Origin of the sequence: Moraxella sp. K23, assembly GCF_041154765.1 — a bacterium.
Lineage (GTDB): Bacteria > Pseudomonadota > Gammaproteobacteria > Pseudomonadales > Moraxellaceae > Faucicola > Faucicola tetraodonis.
In genome coordinates this window covers 785,323-805,286 of sequence record NZ_AP031595.1, presented here as the reverse complement: position 1 = coordinate 805,286, position 19,964 = coordinate 785,323, and the positions used below count along the sequence as shown (strand labels likewise).

17 protein-coding genes and 1 tRNA gene are annotated in these 19,964 nt (G+C 44.0%); 6 read left to right on the top strand and 12 right to left on the bottom strand.

What is annotated here, in order from left to right:
• The first annotated feature begins 36 nt into the window (after window positions 1-36).
• The 4 genes from ACAM37_RS03590 (at window position 37) to ACAM37_RS03575 (ending at window position 4,396) form a co-directional block, all read left to right on the top strand.
• Window positions 37-1,815, top strand: coding sequence for a sigma 54-interacting transcriptional regulator (locus ACAM37_RS03590; protein ID WP_369626589.1), 1,779 nt, complete (start codon window positions 37-39; stop codon window positions 1,813-1,815).
• Entirely contained in the window at window positions 1,812-2,795 is a 984-nt protein-coding gene (locus tag ACAM37_RS03585) for a serine/threonine-protein kinase (protein ID WP_369626588.1), read from the top strand. Before ACAM37_RS03590 ends, ACAM37_RS03585 begins: the two co-directional genes overlap by 4 nt.
• A gap of 111 nt (window positions 2,796-2,906) precedes the next feature.
• A tRNA-Leu gene (locus ACAM37_RS03580) sits at window positions 2,907-2,991 on the top strand.
• Between the two features lie 253 nt (window positions 2,992-3,244).
• Entirely contained in the window at window positions 3,245-4,396 is a 1,152-nt protein-coding gene (locus ACAM37_RS03575) for an AAA family ATPase (RefSeq protein WP_007114975.1), read from the top strand.
• 94 nt (window positions 4,397-4,490) lie between these two features.
• Here the strand turns inward: ACAM37_RS03575 and clpA are convergent, their stop codons facing one another.
• From clpA to proB, 6 genes are all read right to left on the bottom strand, one after another.
• Window positions 4,491-6,950, bottom strand: a complete 2,460-nt coding sequence (clpA, locus tag ACAM37_RS03570; RefSeq protein ID WP_369626587.1) for an ATP-dependent Clp protease ATP-binding subunit ClpA — start codon at window positions 6,948-6,950, stop codon at window positions 4,491-4,493.
• Window positions 6,951-7,450: 500 nt separating this feature from the next.
• Window positions 7,451-7,936 carry an ATP-dependent Clp protease adaptor ClpS gene (locus tag ACAM37_RS03565; protein WP_369626586.1) on the bottom strand — a complete coding sequence of 162 codons (486 nt, stop codon included), beginning with the start codon at window positions 7,934-7,936 and terminating at the stop codon, window positions 7,451-7,453.
• Window positions 7,937-7,978: 42 nt separating this feature from the next.
• Window positions 7,979-8,839, bottom strand: a complete 861-nt coding sequence (locus ACAM37_RS03560; RefSeq protein ID WP_369626585.1) for a hypothetical protein — start codon at window positions 8,837-8,839, stop codon at window positions 7,979-7,981.
• 289 nt (window positions 8,840-9,128) lie between these two features.
• Window positions 9,129-10,196: an N-acetyl-gamma-glutamyl-phosphate reductase gene (gene argC, locus ACAM37_RS03555; protein WP_312116362.1), complete on the bottom strand. Its 1,068-nt coding sequence runs from the start codon at window positions 10,194-10,196 to the stop codon at window positions 9,129-9,131.
• 21 nt (window positions 10,197-10,217) lie between these two features.
• Window positions 10,218-11,327 carry a uroporphyrinogen decarboxylase gene (gene hemE, locus ACAM37_RS03550; RefSeq protein WP_369626584.1) on the bottom strand — a complete coding sequence of 370 codons (1,110 nt, stop codon included), beginning with the start codon at window positions 11,325-11,327 and terminating at the stop codon, window positions 10,218-10,220.
• A 102-nt stretch (window positions 11,328-11,429) separates the two neighbouring features.
• Window positions 11,430-12,578, bottom strand: coding sequence for a glutamate 5-kinase (gene proB / locus ACAM37_RS03545; protein ID WP_369626583.1), 1,149 nt, complete (start codon window positions 12,576-12,578; stop codon window positions 11,430-11,432).
• Between the two features lie 313 nt (window positions 12,579-12,891).
• Between proB and ACAM37_RS03540 the strand changes: the two genes are divergently transcribed.
• A complete protein-coding gene (locus tag ACAM37_RS03540; protein WP_369626582.1) occupies window positions 12,892-13,773 on the top strand; it encodes a DegV family protein in 882 nt (293 codons plus the stop codon).
• A gap of 74 nt (window positions 13,774-13,847) precedes the next feature.
• On the opposite strand, the gene obgE is transcribed toward ACAM37_RS03540, so the two are convergent.
• From obgE to ACAM37_RS03520, 4 genes are all read right to left on the bottom strand, one after another.
• The gene (obgE, locus tag ACAM37_RS03535; RefSeq protein ID WP_203172067.1) at window positions 13,848-15,068 is read right to left on the bottom strand and encodes a GTPase ObgE; all 1,221 of its coding nucleotides are present in this window, start codon (window positions 15,066-15,068) and stop codon (window positions 13,848-13,850) included.
• Between the two features lie 152 nt (window positions 15,069-15,220).
• The gene (locus tag ACAM37_RS03530) at window positions 15,221-16,573 is read right to left on the bottom strand and encodes a glyceraldehyde-3-phosphate dehydrogenase (RefSeq protein ID WP_369626581.1); all 1,353 of its coding nucleotides are present in this window, start codon (window positions 16,571-16,573) and stop codon (window positions 15,221-15,223) included.
• Between the two features lie 126 nt (window positions 16,574-16,699).
• Entirely contained in the window at window positions 16,700-17,293 is a 594-nt protein-coding gene (locus ACAM37_RS03525) for a lipocalin family protein (RefSeq protein WP_472826324.1), read from the bottom strand.
• Between the two features lie 174 nt (window positions 17,294-17,467).
• Window positions 17,468-18,499, bottom strand: coding sequence for an NUDIX domain-containing protein (locus ACAM37_RS03520; protein ID WP_369626579.1), 1,032 nt, complete (start codon window positions 18,497-18,499; stop codon window positions 17,468-17,470).
• Between the two features lie 152 nt (window positions 18,500-18,651).
• Between ACAM37_RS03520 and hemP the strand changes: the two genes are divergently transcribed.
• Window positions 18,652-18,816: a hemin uptake protein HemP gene (gene hemP / locus ACAM37_RS03515; protein WP_007114963.1), complete on the top strand. Its 165-nt coding sequence runs from the start codon at window positions 18,652-18,654 to the stop codon at window positions 18,814-18,816.
• A gap of 108 nt (window positions 18,817-18,924) precedes the next feature.
• Here the strand turns inward: hemP and ACAM37_RS03510 are convergent, their stop codons facing one another.
• Window positions 18,925-19,689 (bottom strand): SDR family NAD(P)-dependent oxidoreductase, encoded by a 765-nt coding sequence (locus ACAM37_RS03510; protein WP_369626578.1) that lies wholly within the window; start codon window positions 19,687-19,689, stop codon window positions 18,925-18,927.
• A 10-nt stretch (window positions 19,690-19,699) separates the two neighbouring features.
• Window positions 19,700-19,864 carry a hypothetical protein gene (locus tag ACAM37_RS03505; protein WP_369626577.1) on the bottom strand — a complete coding sequence of 55 codons (165 nt, stop codon included), beginning with the start codon at window positions 19,862-19,864 and terminating at the stop codon, window positions 19,700-19,702.
• Between the last annotated feature and the right edge of the window lie 100 nt (window positions 19,865-19,964).

Sequence of the window (19,964 nt, the reverse complement as noted above, 5' to 3'; positions counted from 1 at the left end):
TTTTAAATACTACAGTTTCCCATATAGGGTTTTTATATGACTTATACCAATAATAAAACGCCAACCACCGAACCTATTGTTTGGGTCATCGATGACGACCAAGCGTTACGTATGATTTTGGAAGATACGCTGACAGATAGTGGATTTCAAGTGCAAACCTTTGGCAATGCGCAATCGGCGTGGCGGCTACTACAAGATAGTGGGCAAGACAGCCAAGCGAAGAGTGGCAATAGTGCCTCCTTACCAAGTGTTATCGTCACCGATATTCGAATGCCGATGATGAACGGCTTGGACTTTAGCAGTAAAATCAAACAAGCCTTTGCACAAATTCCTGTCATCATCATGACCGCGCATGCTGATGTGCAGTCTGCGGTGGATAGCTATCAGTCAGGCGCATTTGATTACTTACCCAAGCCGTTTGAGTTAGATGATGCCATTGCCATGGTGAAAAAAGCTTGCCTGCAAAGCCAGTCAAACCAAACACAAAAGCGCAGTAAGTCTGAGAACTACAACGACTCTCTGATCCGTGATGCACAGCAGCCACCAACTGAACCCGTGACAGCCGAGCCAGAAAAAGCCCCCACCAACCCATCAGGCATCATCGGGCAATCGATTGCCATGCAAAAAGTATTTCGTGCGATTGGTCGCTTGTCGCATATGCCGATGACAGTCCTCATCACCGGCGAATCAGGGACGGGTAAAGAGCTGATTGCCAGTGCCTTACACGAACATTCGCCACGCAAATCCAAACCGTTTATCGCGCTCAATATGGCGGCGATTCCGCATGATTTGATTGAAGCTGAACTATTTGGTCATGAAAAAGGCGCGTTTACAGGTGCGACTACCACGCGCCAAGGGCGTTTTGAGCAGGCGCATGGCGGCACTTTATTTTTGGATGAAATCGGCGATATGCCTTTACCGACCCAAACGCGTTTGCTGCGCGTCTTAGCAAATGGTGAGTTTTACCGTGTCGGTGGGCTCAAACCCATTAAAGTCGACGTACGTATCATCGCAGCGACCCATCAAAACCTAGAAACTCTGGTGCAGCAAGGCAAGTTTCGTGAAGATTTGTTTTATCGGCTCAATGTCATTCGACTGGCGCTACCTTCCCTACGTGAGCGCCGCGAAGACATTCCGCTGTTAATCGATTTTTTTATGCAAAATATCGCCAAAAGCATGCATACCTCGACCAAAACCATCACGCCGTCTGCGATGCATATTTTGCAAAGCTATCCTTGGCAAGGTAACGTGCGTCAACTTGAAAATACCTGCCGCTGGCTCAGTGTGATGACAACAGGGCAAACCATTCAGCCGAGTGATTTGCCACCCGAGATTTTACAAGCGTTTGAATTACAAGATAGCAAGCCTGTAACTACGCGTGAGCCCAATACACATACGACACATAACTATCAGCCTGACACTCAGTTTGAGGCACCTGCTAGCGAACATCCGTCATCTTTGCCAGCTCCGAGTAACAGCCCCAGTGCTAGTGCTAATCTGAATGTCCATTCGAGTGAGCTGCCAACGCCTTTATCCGCTACGACGGTCATACCGACCTTGCACGCACCACAAACTGGCGCAACCGCAGATTGGATCACGCCACTGCAAATTTGGGCACAACAAGCATTGGCTGAAGGACAGTATGACATATTGCAAACCGCTTATCCGATGTTTGAGAAATGTTTGCTTGAAGTGGCACTCGCCCATACTGCTCAACATAAAGGACAAGCGGCTGACCTACTGGGTTGGGGGCGCAATACTGTGACCCGAAAATACCAGCAGTTGATTGAAGGCAGACCCGTTAAGCCATCATGATTGAGACAAGGTCAACTCACCCAGCACTGGTTATCATAAAAAATGGCTGTCAGTCGCTCGTTACTGACTTACAGCCACTATCAGCTTCAAATCCACTCAACCATACCGAGCTTTGGTATGGGGTATGGCATTCAACTCACTCCCCGCCTACTGCCGTTGTCGTTAAACAATTACTACCTCACTTTAATGCAACCAATCTCGCCCATTTTGAGCAGGAAATTAACGCCCTTCATCATTGCCAAAGTCTAGCGATTTACAGCACCCATGCGACAAGCGGCATTCCCACGCTGTATGCTTCAAACCTTCTACCTGATACCCTCATCTTTGACCAACAGCAGCCGCAGCAATCTGTTAGTCCGTGTCTAATCATGTCGTATCATCCAGGCGAGACGTTAAAATCCTTGATATATGCGCATGCTAAATTGCCACTACTCAGTCTTCAGCAAAAAATGACCATTTTTTTACATAGTTGCCAAGTGGTCAACCGTTTACATCAATTTGGGCTGATGCATTTGGATCTCAAACCCGCCAACTTTATTGTAAAACCCAATCTTGAAGTGGTGTTAATTGATTTTGGTCTGAGTGATTTTGATTTTAGTGATATTGGTGTTAGCGATTCTAGGGCAAAGAATGACTCACTCAACTGCAAAACTTACACCGCTGGTACACCCGCCTATATGAGTCCTGAGCAATTCACAGGACAGCCTGTTGACAAGTTTAGCGACTACTATAGTTTGGGGGTGATATGGTACGAATTATTGATGGGATATCTGCCTTTTATGGCAGCTGATTATCCGGGTTGGGCAATCGCGCATTGCCAACAGCCCGTGCCTTTTTTATGCCCAAATCATCAGCTATCAGAATTTGCTTGCCAAGCTTGCCAGCCTTTTATCGACAAGCTGCTGGCAAAACGCGTGGAAAACCGTATTAATGACTTATCGAATATTATCAATGCGCTAAAAATTTTACTTAACCAATAAAAAAATGCGATTTTTTTAAAAAACCCCTTGCCAAAGCGAAATTTTTCTATATAATAGCCAACCACAAAGACACTGATACAAATATTGAGTCAACACTTTGAGGCAACTCATGGGGCTGTGGCGAAATTGGTAGACGCACTGGATTTAGGTTCCAGCGCCGCGAGGTGTAAGAGTTCGAGTCTCTTCAGCCCCACCACTCAAATCGGTATTAGTTAAATTAACCTGCCTCTCGCAGGTTTTTTTATGCCCAAAATTCCTGTCTATCTTATCTCAGCATTGCTTACTTTTAGCCAGTATGTTGCTCACTGTGTTGCTAAAAAATTTTTAACTGATTGCCAACTAGCTACTTTTTAACTTGCATCTAATATTAACTGCCCCATCTCTATAGTTAGCTTGTTTATTGCTAACTACGTTAATTTTTCTACTGCCTTTTATAAGCCTATATTCCTATGAAAATTTTACAATCGCCCTATTATCAACCCCGAAAGCTGCTCAGCGCCTCCTCTGAGCCGCCCTATACCGTTCAACTCATTGAAGACAACCTCCAATACGCTAGCAAATATAACCCTTTTGAGTCGCTACTCGATGATATTTTCCCTGGGGTGCATGTTGGCAACCATGATATGGTAATTCGCAAAGAGCAGCTCAAAGATTTTGAGCGTTGCACCGATTTTACCACCGTTGCCTATTCGCATAAAAATAATACCTTGTATGAGCGTGAAGCTTGTTATTTTCATCCCAAATATGAAGTGTTTATGCTCACCAATGAAGATTTGTCCAATGACTATGACGAATACATCTTTGAATCAGGTCTGTTAAAAGTCGTCAGTATTTACTATATTTCGACCAATCCGCATTCGGCGGCGAGTGTCAAAAACGTGTTTGATGAATACTTGCAAAAGTATGTATCGCAAGAGGCTAAAGTATCGATTTTACTCAAAGAAGTCCATGGTTTTGTGTTTAAAACCCATCGCATAAAGCCATTTCCCATCAATTTAGATACCATGTATCACGAGGATTTTCTGCCCGTGCATCAGCATATCAAAGAGTCACTCAATCATGATGGTAAAGGCGTGGTACTGCTGCATGGCGTGGCGGGCTCAGGTAAAACTAACTATATCAAATGGCTAACCAGCCAAGTGCCTAATAAAAAATTCATCTTTGTGCCCACTACCATGATTGGGTATTTGACCAACCCTGAATTTATGTCACTATTGGTGGATAACAAAAACTCGGTATTAGTGCTTGAAGACTGTGAAAACTACATTGCCGAACGTAGCATTGATAACGCCAATACCGATGTGGTATCGGCGATTTTGAACATTGCTGATGGTATGCTGTCGGATGTGTTGGAGTGTCAGTTTATTTGTACCTTTAACTCCGATATCTCAAAAATTGACCCCGCGCTGCTGCGTAAAGGTCGATTGATAGCTGAGTATAAATTCAAAGAATTGTCCGTTGAAAAATCCAACGCGTTTTTGGCATCGATTGATAAAGCTATCACCGTCAATAAACCGCACTCATTGGCAGAGCTAACCAACATGGATCATCTGTCCTATCGAGAGAAACAAGCAGAAAAACCCAAATTTGGTTTTGTGTAATTATTAAGCGCATTTATTAAGTATAGTCGTTAAGTATCATCAGTAGGCATAAAAAAAAGGAGCTCAGTGGCTCCTTTTTTTATACTAGATATTACTAAACATTATCGATTTGCTTTTCATCAATGGGCACAAGCTCAATCGCTGTTTTATCGGCATTCATACGAATCGAAACCGTACCGCCATTGACCAAATCACCAAATAATATTTGTTCTGCCAATGGTTTTTTGATTTCATCTTGAATCAAGCGGTTCATTGGGCGTGCACCCATGAGACGATCGTAACCTTTTTCTGCCAGATAATTTCTCACCTCATCATCAATTTCAAGCACCACTTTCTTGTCATCAAGCTGGGCTTGCAGCTCAACCAAGAACTTATCAACCACAGATACAATGACATTTTGATCCAATGGGTTAAATTGAATGATGGCATCCAAACGATTGCGAAACTCTGGGGTAAACATCCGTTTCATCGCTTCACTATTGTCGCGGCTATGGTCTTGTTTGGTAAAGCCCATGCTGTTGCGACTGATGCTATCAGCGCCGACATTGGTGGTCATGATCAGTATCACTTGTTTAAAGCTTGATGTGCGGCCGTTATTGTCGGTGAGCGAGCCATGATCCATCACTTGGAGTAGCAAGTTAAATACATCAGGATGGGCTTTTTCAATCTCATCTAGCAATAGCACACAATGCGGAAATTGATTGATTTTTTCGGTCAATAAACCACCCTGATCAAATCCCACATAGCCTGGCGGTGCCCCAATCAATCGTGAAGCCGTATGTGCTTCCATATACTCAGACATATCAAAACGAACCAGCTCAATGCCTAATAAATTCGCTAACTGACGACTGACTTCAGTTTTACCGACACCGGTAGGACCGGCGAACATAAACGAACCAATCGGTTTATCATCTGGTTTTAAGCCTGCACGTGACAACTTGATGGCATCTGCCAAGTTTTTGATGGCTTCATCTTGACCAAACACCAAATGTTTTAGGTTGCTTTCAAGATTTTGTAGCACCGATTTGTCATCCGTTGAGACTGATTTTGGTGGGATGCGCGCAATTTTTGAGATAATATATTCAATTTGTGGGACATCAATCACCACCTCGCCATCTTGTTGTGCCGCGTCAATCACTTTATTATCGGCTTCGCTTAACATAGCTTCAGGTTCGACAACACCATCCGCTGCATGGCTAGCATCCAAATCATCGACAAGTGCGTCTTCATCCACCACAGGCTGATTTGATAGCTTGTCATTTGCGACATTATCAGTGGATTGATTGCTGTCCACACCAGATTCAACCTGATTTTCGGCTTGTTTTTGCAAGCGAACAAATGCACCCGCTTCATCAATCACATCAATCGCTTTGTCAGGCAAAAAGCGTTCGTGAATGTGTTTCACCGCCAGATGCACCGCACTTTGTAGCGCCTGGTCGGTATAGCTCACGTTATGGAATTTCTCATATTGTTTTTTCAGACCGCGTAGAATATCAATCGTTTCATTAATGGATGGTTCGTTGACATCAATTTTTTGGAAACGACGACTTAAGGCATGGTCTTTTTCAAACACTTGGCGGTATTCGGCAAAGGTGGTTGAGCCGATACAACGCAGCTCACCTGATGCCAACGCAGGTTTGATTAAATTTGACACATCCATATTGCTGCTCATCGATGAGCCTGCGCCAATAATCATATGAATTTCATCAATAAATAAAATCGCATTGGGCTTGGCTTTTAAGGCATCTAATAGCGCTTTCATCCGTTTTTCAAAATCGCCGCGGTATTTTGTACCGGCAATCAGCGCACCAATATCTAAACTATAAACCACACAGCCTGATAATGGTTTCGGTGCTTTGTCATTGACAATTAGCCATGCCAAGCCCTCAGCAATTGACGTTTTACCCACCCCTGGGTCACCCACCAGTAGTGGATTATTTTTGCGGCGACGGCATAAAATCTGCGCGGTACGCTCGATTTCTGCTTGGCGGCCAATTAACGGATCGGTGCCACCTGTAGAGGCTTTTTGATTGAGATTAATGGTAAATTCAGTCAATGGGTCTTTATTGGCTTTTTCACCCGCTTCTTCAGTTTCAACACTGGTTAATTTGTCGCGTACTTTTTTGTCTTGACCATGCGATAGGTACTGGGTCAACTCAAGTCGCGTAACTCCTTGTTTTTTAAGCAGGTACACCGCGTAGGTATCATGCTCTGAGAACATAGACACTAGTAAATCTGAGCCTTCTACCAAACGGCTGCTGGCAACCGATTGCACATGAAAAATCGCACGCTGCAAGATACGGTCAAAACTGCGCGTTGGTTGTGGCGAGTAATCTTCGTTGATATCGACCGTTGGGGTATGTTCATCAATATACTGGGTCAAATCTTTGCCAAGCTGATCCACATTGACTGCACAAGCCACCAAGGCTTCTACCGCATTTTCATTCTCTAACAGTGCCAATAGCAGATGCTCGACCGTTAAATATTCGTGTGCACGCTGTTTTGCGAGTGTCACTACCAACCGCAACGTGCTTTGTAATTCTAAACTTAACATAAGATGTCCTTAATACTTGTCACCGACGGTTTTTGATTTTGCCCTACTTGAAAAATCATGCGTTATCTAATTGATTGGTTTGATGTCGTTATAGGTGTTGATGGTTATTTGCGTTGATGTTTTCTCAAGTTTCATTTGCCGTCACCTCAGCACCAAATATCTTATGGATATCTGGCTAATCATGCTAAGTTCGGTTAAAAGGAAGTAAAAATGAAAGATGACAAAATGGGAAAAATCAAAATCATTACGTTTAATATAATGACATTGCTAATAAATTCAAGTGATAAAACGTAGTTAATGGCGGGTTTTAAAATGGCAAAAAACTTTAATGGTAAATAAAAAATTCAATGGTAAATAAAGAATACAAAGACGGTACCATTAAAAATACAGTAGAAGAAGGTTAAGATAATGGGTCAAGAAACATTGATAAACAAAATTAAGAAATTAGGCTGAGCGACAAGGTTAAAAGCTTAAACAAAAGGTTAAATAGCAAAATGCCACTAACCTTGCGGCTCAATTTGACTCAATAACGGATAGCCTGCCTGACGCGCTTCACGGTTGACCGTTTGGGCTTTGGTTTCTGCGATGTCTTTAGGGTATATACCGGCAATGCCTTTGCCTTGTTGATGAATGGCAAGCATAATACTGATAGCTGAATCTAGCGAATGTTTAAAATGATTTTGTAAAACATCCACCACAAATTCCATCGGTGTATAGTCATCGTTATACATGACCACCGCATACATCTGTGGTTTTTTCAGTTCAGGGTCAGCCAATAGCACATCTTCGACGGGGTCGGTATTTGGCTCGCCTTCTATGTCGGTCAAACGGGCTGGCAATGAATTTGGTGATTGGCTAGGTGGCTGTTTAGGGGACTGTTTAGGGAGTTGTGTTGGCAACCATGCCGGTAGATGCCAATCCATATTCGTGGTGGTTGGCTGTGACACAACTGATTGACGAGAAAAGTTAAGCGTTTGAAGCATCATTAATTGAACATTTACCTAAGATTAGATTAAACATTGATTATACTACTTTGCAGCAGTGGTTGTGGCAGGTTTTTGCGTATTGGCTGTGCTTGCCACTGGCGTGCTATCGGTCGAACTCACAGGTCGTTTATCCGCTTCAGGCGTTTCTTCAAGCGTATAGGGCATGTTATCAATCGGTTGACCGAGTTGCCAATCATACACTTGTTCAGTTTTTTGGTTGCCGGCGGTTAATTCAAGTTTCACTTGTTTGGGTACAAAGTTTTTGGGCATCAAAAAACGCCCGCGAATTCTTGCAATCCCATGAATCGAATAACTATTGGGTTGCAATGGTACTTCGACCATATTAACTTCATCGAGCAAGGTCAATTTTGGTATCAGATTTTTTGGCTGATTTGATGGATCGACCATACCGACATCAAAGCGGTATTCATAGGCATTTTCTGGCAATGGTGCGATTTTTGCCCCGATGACTTGTAAACTCATACCGCCTTTTTTGGCAAGCGACGTGGTTAAGAATTGCTGACCTTGTTCAAGCTGTAAGTTGGTGACTTTTAGATCTTGAATATCGGTACGCAGCGCTGATAGGTTCGCCAAGCTGATATCACGCTCTTGCTGCGCAGTGGTTAATTGGCTTTGTAACGTATCAGATTTTAGCTTTAATGATTTAATGTTTTCTGCTGAGATTTCAAGACCTGCGGCGGTTTTTTTCGCTTCTTCAGCAGCAAAGCTCAAGCCGCGATGATAACCAATGCGTTGACCTAACACCAGTGCAATGATGGCAACTAACAACAAACTAACCCCAAACGCAATCAGCCACCCCGACACCTTGTTGGGTTGGGCAATATAATTGCGTTGTGCTTCTGGCAAAGATTGAGAAGAGTTATTATCTTCGGGCAAATCCATAGAGATACTCAAATTGAAAAACGATCAAAACATGGATAATCACAGTACTGATGATAGCTCAAAAAGGGTTGATGAATATGACATCCATTAAAGCGAACCCCATTATAAACAAAAATTATGATGAATTCAGCTAAATTTATTGACTGAAAAAATAATAAAGTTAGCCCATTTCATCATAGCGTCATATTTTTTTGGCTAAAAAAAATAAAGCAATGCTTGTTATGGCATTAACATTTTTAAATAGGCTGACCATAAATAGCTTAAGAAAACCACTTATTAAAGAAATAACTTAAGGCACGACGGCAACTAACGCCAACCCTGTTTGCTCTGCAAGCCCAAACATCACGTTCATATTTTGCACGGCTTGTCCTGCCGCACCTTTGACCAAATTATCTTGTACCACCAAAATCGTCGCCATCGGGCTATTTTCTAGTGTTTGCACCGCAATTCTTAAATAGTTGCTACCCCGTACACTACGGGTATCTGGGTACATCCCTTTTGGCATGACGTCTACAAAATATTCGTTTTGATAGCTGGTTTCATATAAAGATTGTAAATCTAACGCTTGACCCGCCGCCGTCAAGCGAACATGAATCGTGGTAAACATACCGCGAATCATGGGTACTAAATGGGGTACAAAGCGGATATCATGCGACTGAAAGCGTTTGCTTTGACCCAATATTTGGTCAATCCCTTGGGTAATCTCTGGACCGTGACGGTGACCCGCTACGCCATAGGCGCTAAAACTATCCGATGTCTCGCTAAATAACAAATTCATTTTGGCTTGGCGACCCGCACCTGAGACGCCTGATTTGGCATCAATAATAATCCAAGGCTCAATCAATGCCTGCTGTTGGCTGTTTTGGGCGTCGATTAGTGGTTTTAATCCCAAAATCGCCGTGGTGGGATAACAACCTGGGTTACCAATGACCTTGGCTTTGGCAATGGCATCACGATTGACTTCAGGTAACCCATACACAGCGTCTTTTAAAATATCGGGGCAAGCATGTTCAAGTTTATACCAAGCTTCAAAATCTTGTAGCGACTGCAAACGAAAATCTGCCGCCAAATCGATGACTTTAGTGCCATTTTCGGTTAAAAATCTGGCATGCTTCATCGCGACGCCGTGGGGAGTAGCAAAAAATACCACATCACATGCGGCTAATTTTTTTTCATCCAAATCCGAAAACGTTAAATTGGTCACGCCCCGCAAACTTGGAAACATATCATCGACGCGCCTGCCCGCTTCTGAGCGCGATGTCAGCATCGTCACTTGTGCCTGTGGATGACGACTCAATAGTCGAATTAGCTCTACGCCAGTGTAGCCTGTGCCACCGACAATACCTACTTTGATCATGGTCGTCTCCTGATGTTGGTATTAAAGTTTATATTCATGCACCGCATCAATAAAAGCTTTGGCATGGTCAGGATTAACCCATTGGTTAATGCCATGACCTAAGTTTGCTATATAACCTGTTTTGTCACCGAGGCTATAGGCGTCTTGTAACATCAAATGCGTCTGCTGGCGAATATGCTCAGGCGATGCAAATAATGTCGCTGGGTCAAGATTACCTTGTAGCGCAATGCCTGTATGCAGCTTTTTATGCAATTTGGTCAATTCTTTTTGCTGTTCAAAGACGATGCTGCGCGCTCTATCCAAGGGCATCGTCCAATCAAGTCCTAGCGCATCCGCGCCACTGTGGCATTGGGTATCTAACCACAATCCGCCACCTTTGGTAAATAGTACCACAGGTACCTCTGGGTATTTTGCTTTGATTGCCGCGACAATTTTAGTGTTGTAATGGTGTGAGAATTCAACAAATTGGCGATGCGCCAATGCCCCGCCCCAACTATCAAAAATTTGTACTAACTGCGCGCCTGCTGCTATTTGCGCTAGCAAATAATCAATCACGGCATCGGTGATTTTAGCGAGCAGCGCATGCAAGGTGTCAGGTTCGCCATACAACATGGCTTTGGCATAGCGGTATTCTTTAGAACTACCGCCTTCAATCATATAGGTCGCCAGCGTCCACGGACTACCTGAGAAGCCAAATAATGGCGCACGACCTGCCAGCGCATGACGAATACTGGTCACCGCTTTCATCACATAGTCGAGTGCATCTGCCATCACGACGTTTGGCAATGCTTCAACCTCTGCCATGCTTCTGACAGTTTTGTGAAATTTTGGACCTTCCCCTGCCTCAAAATACAGACCCAAACCGAGCGCATCAGGAATGGTTAAAATATCACTAAACAAAATCGCCGCATCCAACTCAAAACGGCGAAATGGCTGAATGGTGACTTCCGTCGCCAAATCGGTATTTTTACAAAGCGATAGAAAGTCGCCGGCTTGGGCACGGGTTTGTTTATACTCAGGCAAATACCGACCGGCTTGTCGCATCATCCACACAGGGGTCACATCCACAGGTTCAAAACGCATGGCTCTTAAAATGCGGTCATTTTTTAACGTCGGAAAATTATGGGTCATGTCATTGCCTTTAAAAATAATCTTGGATAAAAATACTATTGGGTAAAATTAATATTGTATCAGTCTAAAAGTAGTTAAATTTCAATCAAGAATTGTCGAAAATTATACGATAATCGCCATATTATCACGATGTACCATCACGTGCCGTTCCTCATTTTTACCCAAAATCGCTTCGATGTCGCTATTGCGTTTGCGAGCGATGCGCTTAGCTTCATTTGATGAGAAATCCACCTGACCGACCGCGATACGTACCCCTGTTTTATCAACGCACTCCACTACATCGCCCTCATCAAAATCACCTTGCACTTCAATCACCCCGACAGGCAATAAGCTTTTGTTATTTTTAATGATGGCATCCACTGCGCCATCGTCAATCACCAAGCGACCTGCCATACGCAGATGCGCGGCTAGCCATTGTTTTTTGGCAATGCGTTTATCATCGTCATTGGTGGTGAGCATCGTACCTAAGGATTCCCCTTTGACCACGCGATTAATCACGTTATCGATGCTGCCGCTGACAATCACGGTGGGACAACCACCCATTGCCGCAAGCCTTGCCGCACGAATTTTGGTAATCATGCCGCCACGACCCAATTTGCCGCCATCTCCCGCCACGTCAAACAAATAATCTGCCATTGCCCGCTCAGTCTTAATCAGCTTGGCATCCGGGTTGGTGCGAGGGTTATCGGTGAATACGCCTTGCTGGTCGGTCAATATAATGTATAAATCAGCTTTGACCATGGCTGCCACCATCGCACCTAGACTGTCATTATCACCAAATTTGATTTCATCGACACTGACGGTGTCATTTTCGTTAATGACCGGTAGCACGCGCCATTCAAGTAGCTGATTTAACGTACTGGCGGTATTGAGATAACGATTTCGATTGGCAAGATCGTCATGTGTCAGCAGCAATTGTGCGCTTTGTACACCATACTGAATCAACGCCGACCACCAAGTTTCAATCAAGCCCATCTGCCCAATGGCGGCGCAGGCTTGCAAGGCTTGCAATTTTTTGGGGCGTTCTTCCAAATTCATCCGCACCACCCCTTCTGCCACTGCCCCTGAGGACACTAGCAATACTTCATAACCTTCATTATGCAGCTTGGCAATTTGCTTCGCCCATTCATAAATTGCGGTACGATCCAAGCCTTTACCATTATTGGTCAGTAGCGATGAACCAATTTTTACCACAATGGTGTTGGACTTAAGGACTTTTTTAGTTGAGCTAGGTGAGGCGGTGGCAGTCATAAGTTGGCAGTCATAATCAGTCAAGTGCAATTTTTTAATCAAATTAAATGCCATAATGGCTTGGCAGAGCATTGTAACAATTTTTACTGGCTTTATAAATGCTAATCGATGCCGGTAGCCGTTAAATATCACACGTTTTTGTCATACGCATTTTTATCCCAATTAAATAGCAACCATTGAAAAAACAAATTGACATTGTCAACTAAAAAATATCGACTTGAGGTTTTCTCAATTTAGATGAGGATAACTTGCTATCAACTTTGCTTTTATATAAATTTGCTCATCTTCATGGGCTACTGGGTTTATCAAATTTATGAAAAGAGCTGTTGTCACCACTTCCTCATCTTGTCTTGAAGCCCTTGGATTGTCGCAAGGCATGGACATTCTGCGCTTACACGTAAACATCAATAACGTTGATTTTATCGATGGTAAAAATATCACCAGTGAACGTCTAGCAACCATCATGAAAACCAACCTCAAATCGGTAGCGAGGACATTTCCGCCATCCATCCATGAGATGCATCTGTTGTTTAATGATTTGATTGCTCGCGGGGTCACTGAGGTATTTGTTTGCGGTATCTCGTCCAAATTTAGCCAAACCTTACCCATGCTAGAAGAACTCAAAGTACATTATGCCAATCGTCTGCACATCTTTGTGTATGACACCAAAACACTCAATATTGCTGAAGGGGCGCTGGCGTACGAGGCAAAAGTGTTGATTGAACAAGGTGAATCGTTTGAAAACGTGGCAAAAAAACTTGACGATTTGCGACGTCGCAGTGAATTTTTATTTACCCTCAGTGACTTGGACTATATTATTCGCAACAAAAAATTGTCCGCCCCTGCCGCATTTGTTGCCAACTTATTTGATATCAAACCGATTATGCAAATTAATCAAATTGGCGAGATTATCGCGGTGGAAAAAGTGCGCAAGCTTGAAAAAACCCTGATCACCATGGGAAAAACCATCGAAAAATTTGCCGCAAATCAACCCGCGTTTATCTATTTGACAGATACGGGGCATCATGAAAGCACCGAGTATCTTAAATATTTATTGGCGACCCATTTTGGTTGGCATGATTTACCTGTTATTCGCGTGTCGACCATTTCGCTCGCCAATCACGGCTTGATGGGAACAGGCATTGGGGTGTTTTATGGTGAATTACCCCACATTGTCAAAGCATTAAAAAAATGACCTGTCCTTATCTAAATTTATCTAATAAAAAAGGTTAGCCTGTGCTAACCTTTTTAAAGCTATTTCCATCACCGCTAAGGTGCGTATACTACTTCCACGCCATCATCGTCATCGTAGTCGTCGTCATCAAAATCATCTTCATCCAATGCGCGACCTTCACGCTCAGCTTTACGTTTGGCACGATACGCTTCTTTTTGCTCTTCCGTATTGGCGCGCACTTCCGCTTCCAGTCGTTCAAAACGCAACCGCTGACTTTCAGCAAAGTCGGGATCAGTTTCTTCCATCTCGCGCTCTTGCTCGATTTCGTTCATCAAATGCCAAACCACGGCATCAACCCCTTCCCCGGTGAGCGTGGAGGTACGAAAAACCATCCCTGTCCAACCAAGCTCTGCCACGATATGAGTGCAAAGTTGGTTTAATGACTCTTCGGGCACTTGGTCGATTTTATTTAAAATCAAAATCTGTGGCAGTTTTGACAGCTCTGGCGAGAATTTTTCTAACTCATTAAAAATCACTTGGGCGTTTGCCACAGGGTCACTACCATCAATGGGCTGTACATCGACAAGATGCAATAATCGACGGGTACGAGCGACGTGTTTTAAAAAGCGAATGCCCAGTCCAGCCCCTTCAGAGGCGCCTTCAATCAGACCTGGGATATCTGCCATAACAAATGAGCGGTGCTTACCCACATCCACGACACCTAGATTCGGTACCAAAGTGGTAAACGGATAATTGGCAACTTTGGGTTTGGCAGCAGAGACTTGACGAATAAAGGTGGATTTACCCGCGTTTGGCAGACCGATAAGACCTACGTCCGCTACCACTTTTAGCTCAAACTTCAAGACTTTTAATTCACCTGCAAAACCTGGGGTGGCACGTCGTGGTGCTTGATTGGTGGAGGTTTTAAAATGGGTATTACCTTGCCCGCCGTCACCGCCTTTGGCAATCCTCGCCGTTTGCCCTTTTTTGGTCAAGTCCGCTAAAACCTCACCTGTTTCGGTATCAACCACGGTGGTACCGATGGGCACAGATAGATAGATATCATCCGCGCCACGACCTGAACAGTTTTTGGCACCACCATTTTCGCCGCGCTTGGCATCATAGCGACGCGTAAACCGGTAATCGACGAGGGTGTTGGTGTTGTCGTCGCACACCACGTACACATCACCGCCTTTGCCGCCATCACCGCCATCGGGACCGCCTTTGGGGACGTATTTTTCTCGGCGAAAACTGACGATACCATTGCCGCCATCGCCTGCTTTGACTGTTACGATTGCTTCATCGATAAAACGCATTGAAGACTTTCCTTAAATTCTTGAATAACCAAATATTATAGCATGAATTTTAGCAAGAAAAATTTGAACTCAATCGATGTTTGAAATTTTATTCAATAAAAAACCGCCCAAACTTGAGCGGTCTTGTAATCGTTCTTAACGATTAGGAACACTTAGGCATTTTTTGCCATGGTTTCAGCAACTCGCAATACTTGAGTGCTATAGCCCATTTCGTTGTCATACCATAGGTACATCACTGCACGGTTGTCTTGCGCAAGCGTAGATTTGGCATCCCAAATCGCCACTTTTTCACAGCCAACAAAGTCGGTAGAAACGGCTTCATCAGAATCTGAGTAAGCAATTTGCGCTTGCCATTGTTCGCTCTGACTGGCTTCTTTGATAAAGGCATTGAGTTCATCGCTTGAATTGACCGGGTTTTTGAAATTCAAATTCAAAATCGCCAGGCTCACGTTTGGCGTTGGTACACGTACTGAGCTACCTGACAATTTGCCTTTTAATTCTGGAATCGCTTTACTGACCGCTTTGGCAGCACCTGTGCTAGTCATCACCATATTTAAGGTTGCAGCACGACCACGACGCTCGGCTTTATGGTGGTTATCGACCAAGTTTTGGTCATTGGTGAACGCATGGATGGTTTCCATGTGACCGTTTTCAATGCCGTATTTATCGTTTAAGAGTTTAAGCGTAGGGGTAATCGCATTGGTGGTACAGCTTGCCGCTGACACGATGGTATCACTGCCGATGGTATCATCATTGACATTATAGACGATGTTTTTGATATCACCCGACGCTGGGGCAGTCAATAGCACTTTTTTGGCACCTTTTGACTGTAAATGCTTGCCAAGACCTGCTTCATCTTTCCATTTACCGGTGTTGTCGATGATTAAGGCATTGTCGATACCATAAGACGTGTAGTCGATTTCGCTTGGGTCAGAAGCATAAATGACTTTGATAAAACGACCGTTGGCGATGATACCGCTGTTTGCTTTATCAACCACCACTGAGCCATCAAACCAGCCATGTACCGAGTCACGCTCAAGCAAGCTTGCACGTTTTTCCAAATCTGCTTCACCGGCTGGACGGACGACGATGGCTTTTAATTGTAAGCCTTTGTCTGAGGCAGGACGGCTCATCAGCAAACGAGCCAAGATACGTCCGATACGACCAAAACCATACAACACGACATCAGTCGCAGGCACTTCGTCACCGCTAGTAAAGCTGTCGGCTTGTTTGCCTGATTTGAGCGCTTGACCCAAGTCCACCGTGGTATGGCTTAGATTTTGGTCGTTTAACGCGGTGGCGAAAGCGAGTGTATCAGCGATGTTAAGGGCGTTTTTGTCATGATGGGCGATGATATCAACAAGGTTTAGTGCAATGCGGTTGCCAAAAAACAACACATTGACGCCTTTATTGGCTAGGGTATTTAGTTCAACTAATAATTGAACCGCTTGGGCTTCTTGATTTTTGCGATTAGTGAGGTGGTCTTGGTAGAGATTGGCAGACATAGTATGACCTTTTTTTGTGAAGGAAAAATAAAATCTGTGGAAAATGCAGCAAGAAATAAACGCCTAAATTGTAACGGAATTTAGGCGTTTTAGCAATTTTAAAGCAGGGTGTTTCAACTACCTAGATTATCGGCTATTTTGTACGGTTTTTTGCAATTTACTGACATCGTAGCCTTGAGATTTTGCGGTAGCGACCATTGTTTGATAAGTGTCTTCATCCATCGTGGGTGTGCGTGACAAAATCCACAAGTATTTTTGATTTGGCGTACCCACCAACGCATGGCTATAATTGGGGTCTAAAGCAAGCACCCAATAATCGGCTTTACCCACAGGCAACCAACGCAATCCTTGAGGCAAGAAAGTAACTTTAAGTTTACTGCCACTGTCGCCATTTTTGGTGGCCTCACCAATGCTTTGCATGGGTTTGCCATCTTTGCCCATACATTGGTTATTGACTTCCACCTTGCCTGTCGGTTGTAGGGTGTAAGTGGCGGTGACATCACTGGCACAGTTACGCTGAAAAAACATCGGCAAACGGGCAATTTCGTACCATTTGCCCGCATAACGATTTAAATCAACGCTTTGCACTGCCTGAGCTTTACCAACGCCTGTGGACTTGGCGGTGGTTTCGGTTGTCGGTGTAGTGGAACAAGCACTCATCGCAATTAATGTACCTGCAATACCTGCCGCTGCTAGCGTTTTTTTACTCATTATTTTCATTGTGTATGTCACCTTAGTTGGTCATTGTGATTGGTGATTCTAGATTGGTGGTTTTATTAGTCATTACAGTACTCATTTTAGCCTAAAATAAACGCTCAAACGGTGACTATTGGGGCATTTTTTGTCAGCCAGTTGTTACAGCTAATATGCTATTGTCAACCTGTTGGCTACTTTTTATACCTTGTCGACCAATAACCGAATACCCGCAATTCCCATTGCCCCATGCTCATAGGCGGTGGCTAAATCTGCCTGCCCCACCCCGCCCAGCGCAAATACCGGTACATCACAGATTTTTGCCAATTCACTCAAGGTTTGCCAGCCCATGCCCCCACTTTGAAAGGTTTCTGGGTGTGTCGGAGTGGCTTTCACCGGGGATAAAAAACAGCCCATTACAGTATGCGAGGTTGCCAAGGTATTTAATCTGCTTAGGCTATGCTGGTCATGACAACTGGCAAAATAGCGATAATTTTTTGATAAGCTTGAGAAATCAAGCGTCATGAGTTGTTGGTGATTCAAATGCACCATGCCGTTTTTTAACGACGCATCTAAATGCTGAAATAAGCGCTCAGGCAAGCACTCAAATAAGCACTCAAGTGTTGCATATTGAATAATCGGGGTGATATCCGCCCTCATCGTTAGTAAGCCATCAATCATAGCGGTGGCATTTTCACCACTGGTTTGCGGGCGAAGATAAAAATGGGCACCTTGGGGCAGTTTTTGGCTATAAAAATCAACCCACTTATCCACACCAATGAAGTGATCTAAGGGCTGCGTGATATAAATCGTAATAGGCAATCTCAACCACTCTAAAATGCGGGCATTGGCATCGGGCAGCGGGTACTGATTAGCAACCAAGTCTGACTGATGAACCCATGTGACGGCTTGACCCTCCTTGCCTTTACCCTGTTGTAACCCCTCAAACTGCGCTTGACTCACTGGAATTTTAAAAACGTGCAATGCCACGCTTTTATCAGCATAATCATGGCGTATCACCCCCATTTTGACTGCGATATTTTGCGCGATATCCAAACCAATCTCTTCATGGACTTCACGGATTAACCCTTGTGTTGGGGTTTCAGCTGGCTCAATTTTTCCCCCGACAAATTCATAGCGATTGCCTTGGTGTTGACTGGCATGGCGAAATCCGAGTAGATATTGATTGTTAAAATGTATCACCGCGACTGCCACATTAACGACTTTTGACATATTTTTCTCAAACTATTGATTTTCACCCATTATAAAGCATTAAATTTGATGAAAAAGTGAAAAAAGTCACTTGACGACTAGCTGAATATAAATGATAATCATTATCAATTAAAAACACTATTCGCCTCATCTTCAGAGAAAAGGAGTATCCCATGCTACACTTATTAAATCGCGCCAATCTCATCCAACAAAGTTCCTTGCCAACGCTATATTCCAATCATTTATTTGCGCTGACCAAAGAGATTCGCATTCAGCATGACGGCGAAGAATACCGTCTTCGATTGACCCGTAATAACCGCCTAATACTCACCAAATAGTGACTCACCAAATAATCTCGGTGAAATTGTTAATAAAAAAAGCCAATCTTTCTCAGATTGACTTTTTTAGAGGGCTAAGTTGATAGTTACCGTTAACAATCACCTGAATTAACCCATGCGAATAGCCCCGTCCAAACGAATAACGTCGCCATTAAGATAGCTATTTTCGATGATGTGTGCCACCAATTTAGCAAATTCTTCTGGGTTGCCTAAACGTTTGGGAAAAGGCACGGCTTGCTCAAGACTGGTACGGGCAGCTTCTGGCAGGCTTGCCATCATCGGTGTGCCGAACACCCCTGGGGCGATGGTCATGATACGTATTTGATGACGCTGCAGCTCACGCGCGAGTGGTAAGGTTAAGCCCACCACACCTGCTTTGGATGACGAGTAACTGCCCTGCCCGACCTGACCATCGAATGCGGCAATTGAAGCGGTGTTGATAATCACACCTTTATCTTCGTTACTGTCTGCAGTATTCTTTGCCATCGCAGCCGCTGCCAGTCGCGCCACATTGAAAGTGCCGATGAGGTTAATCTGGATACCACGGGTAAAGGTGGTTAAATCGGCTGGGTTGCCTTCCTTGTCCAGTAATTTTTGCACCACCACGATACCGGCACAGTTGATTGACCCTGATAATTTACCAAATTTGTTCACACCCGCCTCAATCGCATTTTTGACATCCGCTTCGCTGGTGATGTCACATTTTGCAAAAATCACGTTGTCGCCCAATTCAGCCACTAATTTCTCACCGGCTTCTTGGTTCAGATCGGCGATGATAACATTTGCGCCATGCGCCACCAAATAACGGGTTGTCGCCTCACCTAGACCTGACGCGCCGCCTGTGACCAAAAATGTATTATTTTGTACTTGCATTGTTTTTCCGTTAACCTGTTATTTTTGTTGGTGTTAAAAGCAGTGGGTTTATGTGATTAAATTTTTCACGGTTATGGCTGTCGGTGTACGGGGCAGCATGGTTGATACCCGATCGCCTTTTTTCACCCCCAAAGAAATAAACAGATTGCGGGGTTTGGGTGTCAATATTGTCCATGACAGGCTCCTAATGTCGTCCATGAGATAGGAATAAATGCCAGTGTCAACGGTCACCCACTGGCTTAAAATAACGCTGACTTGAAATAGCGCTGATTTGA

Bases quoted from the DNA above. Each gene is read 5' to 3' on its own strand.
- ACAM37_RS03530 (WP_369626581.1), bottom strand. From the start codon at position 16,573: ATGTCTGCCAATCTCTACCAAGACCACCTCACTAATCGCAAAAATCAA.
- obgE (WP_203172067.1), bottom strand. From the start codon at position 15,068: ATGCGTTTTATCGATGAAGCAATCGTAACAGTCAAAGCAGGCGATGGC.
- ACAM37_RS03525 (WP_472826324.1), bottom strand. From the start codon at position 17,293: ATGAAAATAATGAGTAAAAAAACGCTAGCAGCGGCAGGTATTGCAGGT.
- clpA (WP_369626587.1), bottom strand. From the start codon at position 6,950: ATGTTAAGTTTAGAATTACAAAGCACGTTGCGGTTGGTAGTGACACTC.
- ACAM37_RS03585 (WP_369626588.1), top strand. From the start codon at position 1,812: ATGATTGAGACAAGGTCAACTCACCCAGCACTGGTTATCATAAAAAAT.
- hemE (WP_369626584.1), bottom strand. From the start codon at position 11,327: ATGACCCATAATTTTCCGACGTTAAAAAATGACCGCATTTTAAGAGCC.
- ACAM37_RS03565 (WP_369626586.1), bottom strand. From the start codon at position 7,936: ATGATGCTTCAAACGCTTAACTTTTCTCGTCAATCAGTTGTGTCACAG.
- ACAM37_RS03575 (WP_007114975.1), top strand. From the start codon at position 3,245: ATGAAAATTTTACAATCGCCCTATTATCAACCCCGAAAGCTGCTCAGC.
- ACAM37_RS03590 (WP_369626589.1), top strand. From the start codon at position 37: ATGACTTATACCAATAATAAAACGCCAACCACCGAACCTATTGTTTGG.
- ACAM37_RS03520 (WP_369626579.1), bottom strand. From the start codon at position 18,499: ATGTCAAAAGTCGTTAATGTGGCAGTCGCGGTGATACATTTTAACAAT.
- ACAM37_RS03505 (WP_369626577.1), bottom strand. From the start codon at position 19,864: ATGGACAATATTGACACCCAAACCCCGCAATCTGTTTATTTCTTTGGG.
- argC (WP_312116362.1), bottom strand. From the start codon at position 10,196: ATGATCAAAGTAGGTATTGTCGGTGGCACAGGCTACACTGGCGTAGAG.
- hemP (WP_007114963.1), top strand. From the start codon at position 18,652: ATGCTACACTTATTAAATCGCGCCAATCTCATCCAACAAAGTTCCTTG.
- proB (WP_369626583.1), bottom strand. From the start codon at position 12,578: ATGACTGCCACCGCCTCACCTAGCTCAACTAAAAAAGTCCTTAAGTCC.
- ACAM37_RS03540 (WP_369626582.1), top strand. From the start codon at position 12,892: ATGAAAAGAGCTGTTGTCACCACTTCCTCATCTTGTCTTGAAGCCCTT.
- ACAM37_RS03510 (WP_369626578.1), bottom strand. From the start codon at position 19,689: ATGCAAGTACAAAATAATACATTTTTGGTCACAGGCGGCGCGTCAGGT.
- ACAM37_RS03560 (WP_369626585.1), bottom strand. From the start codon at position 8,839: ATGGATTTGCCCGAAGATAATAACTCTTCTCAATCTTTGCCAGAAGCA.